The organism is Burkholderia sp. Nafp2/4-1b (assembly GCF_003635165.1).
Classification (GTDB): Bacteria; Pseudomonadota; Gammaproteobacteria; order Burkholderiales; family Burkholderiaceae; genus Burkholderia.
The window spans coordinates 1-2,147 of the sequence record NZ_ML058663.1 but is presented as its reverse complement, the minus strand read 5'-3'; the positions used below and the strand labels follow the sequence as shown (position 1 = coordinate 2,147).

3 protein-coding genes and 2 pseudogenes are annotated in these 2,147 nt (G+C 66.3%); all 5 read left to right on the top strand.

Annotation, left to right across the window (positions count from 1 at the left end; all coding sequences use genetic code 11):
- Positions 1-204 (top strand): annotated as a pseudogene (locus C7H84_RS35320) (Clp protease ClpP); the annotation flags it as partial.
- A 30-nt stretch (positions 205-234) separates the two neighbouring features.
- On the top strand, positions 235-579 hold the full coding sequence (locus C7H84_RS35315) for a head decoration protein (RefSeq protein WP_121863111.1): 345 nt from the start codon (positions 235-237) through the stop codon (positions 577-579).
- A gap of 39 nt (positions 580-618) precedes the next feature.
- The gene (locus C7H84_RS35310; RefSeq protein ID WP_121863110.1) at positions 619-1,614 is read left to right on the top strand and encodes a major capsid protein; all 996 of its coding nucleotides are present in this window, start codon (positions 619-621) and stop codon (positions 1,612-1,614) included.
- A gap of 1 nt (position 1,615) precedes the next feature.
- On the top strand, positions 1,616-1,906 hold the full coding sequence (locus tag C7H84_RS35305) for a hypothetical protein (RefSeq protein WP_121863109.1): 291 nt from the start codon (positions 1,616-1,618) through the stop codon (positions 1,904-1,906).
- An 11-nt stretch (positions 1,907-1,917) separates the two neighbouring features.
- Positions 1,918-2,147 (top strand): annotated as a pseudogene (locus tag C7H84_RS35300) (phage tail protein); the annotation flags it as partial.

Here is a 2,147-nt window from a genome sequence, read left to right as displayed (position 1 = left end):
GCGAGCGTGCCGGAGCTGACCGCGCAGTTCGTGGCGGACGGCCTGACGCCGGATCACGTGCGCGCGCGCTTGTTCGAGCGGGTCACAGCCTCGCAGTCGCGCATCAATCCCCGCGCACAACCGAGCGCGCACAACGAGCCCGCCGTGGTCGCGCATGCGCCCCGGGCGGCCTCCATTTATGCGGCTCGCAAGAGCCCCAAGTAACTTTGAAGATACCCGAGGAGGGGAACACGCATGTCGAACATCAAGGTACAAGGCAGCCAGACGGCCGAGTTTCTGGTGTCGGAGGGCAATGGCGAGATCTCGCGCGAGCGCATCACGGTGATCGCCGGCCCGGCGCTGCCGGCCGGTCAACTGCTGGGCGTGATCGGTACCGGCGAATACGCGCCATACAACAATGCCGCGGACGATGGTTCCGAAGTGGCGGTCGCGGTGCTGTACGCGCCGTTGCCCGCATCCGACGCCCCGCGCGCCGCGACCGGCATCGTGCGGCTCGCCGAAGTGGCCGCCGTGCGTCTGACGGGGCTCGATGCTACCGCACGCACGGATCTCGCCGAGCGCCACGTGATCGTGCGCTGAAGCACATTTTTTTTTAATCTCATTTCCGTAGGAGCGTTTATGGCGGATATCGCCCTGTTTCAAGACGACGCGTTCTCGTTGTCGTCGCTTACCGCCGCGATCAACGAGCAACCGCATGTGCCCGGCCGTGTCGGCGCGTTGGGTCTCTTTGACGAAGACGGCATTACGACCACGACCGTGCAGATCGAGCGCGACGGCGACACGCTGTCGCTGGTGGCGGCCGGCGAGCGCGGCGCACCGTCGGCGATCGTGGTCGGCAGCAAGCGCAGCATGATCCCGTTCAATACCGTGCACCTGCCGCAGCGCGCGTTCGTGAAGGCCGACGAGATCCAGAACCTGCGGGCCTTCGGCTCGGAAAGCGAGCTCGAAGCGCTGCAGACGGTGGTGAACCGGCGCTTGAGCAAACTGCGCCGCCAGCTCGATGCGACCCACGAATTCCACCGGGTCGGCGCAATCAAGGGCGCGGTGCTCGACGCCGACGGCAAGACGGTGCTGATCGACCTGCTCAAATACTTCGGCATCGAGCAGACCGTGATCCCGTTCGAGCTGGGCAAGGCGGATACCGAGATCCGCGTGAAGTGCGTGGAGGTGCAGGACGCGATCGAAGACGCGCTGGGCGCGACGACCTACACGGGCGTGCGGGTGCTGTGCGGCCGGGCGTTCTGGAACAAGCTGATCGTCGCGAAGACGGTCAAGGAAACGTACCTCGCGACCGCGATGGCCGCATCGCTGCGTGGTGACGCGCGCGACGCGTTCGACTTCGGCGGCTGCACCTTCGAGCGCTATCGCGGTCGCGTGGGCGATATCGGCTATGTGGCCGATGACGAAGCGTATGCGGTGCCCGAAGGCGTGCCGGAGCTGTTCATCACGCGTTTTGCGCCCGCCGACTATGTCGAAGCGGTCAACACCACAGGCCTGCCGTACTACGCGAAGCAGGAGCTCGCGCAGTTCGGCAAGGGCGTCGATATCGAGGCGCAGTCGAACCCGGTGCACCTGTGCACGCGCCCGAAGGCGATCGTCAAGCTCAAGGTCTGAGATGGCGTTCCGGGACCTGATGGCGGCGGTCGATGCGGCGGTCAAACGCGACCTGGCCGACGACGACGTGACGATCGACGGCCGGCCGGTGCTGGGCATGTTCATGGCGCCCTGGCTGGGGCCGGATCTCGGCAGCCAGCGCACGCAGCTCGTCGCGCCGGTGCTGCACGTCACCGACGACGATGCGCAAGTGGTGCGCGAAGGCAGCGTGGTGGTGGCAGGCGGCAACCGATACCGGGTGGTGGAGCTGCATCCGGATGGCACCGGCTGGACGATTCTGATGCTCAGGTGACGGGAGACACGATGGATCTGCTCAAAGTCGAGATCGACATCAAAGGGGCGCTAGAAGCGCTCGCGGGCCTGCCGCCCGCGGCCATGCAGGCGGCCTGGCGCCGCACCCTTCGTAAAACCGGCACGTGGATTCGCAGCCAGACGGCCAAGGAGGTCAGTCGCGCGACGGGCATCCAGCAGAAGCTGCTGCGGCAGCGGATGGTCTTTTTCCTGCGCTCGGCGGATGCGGGCAAGGTGTGGCT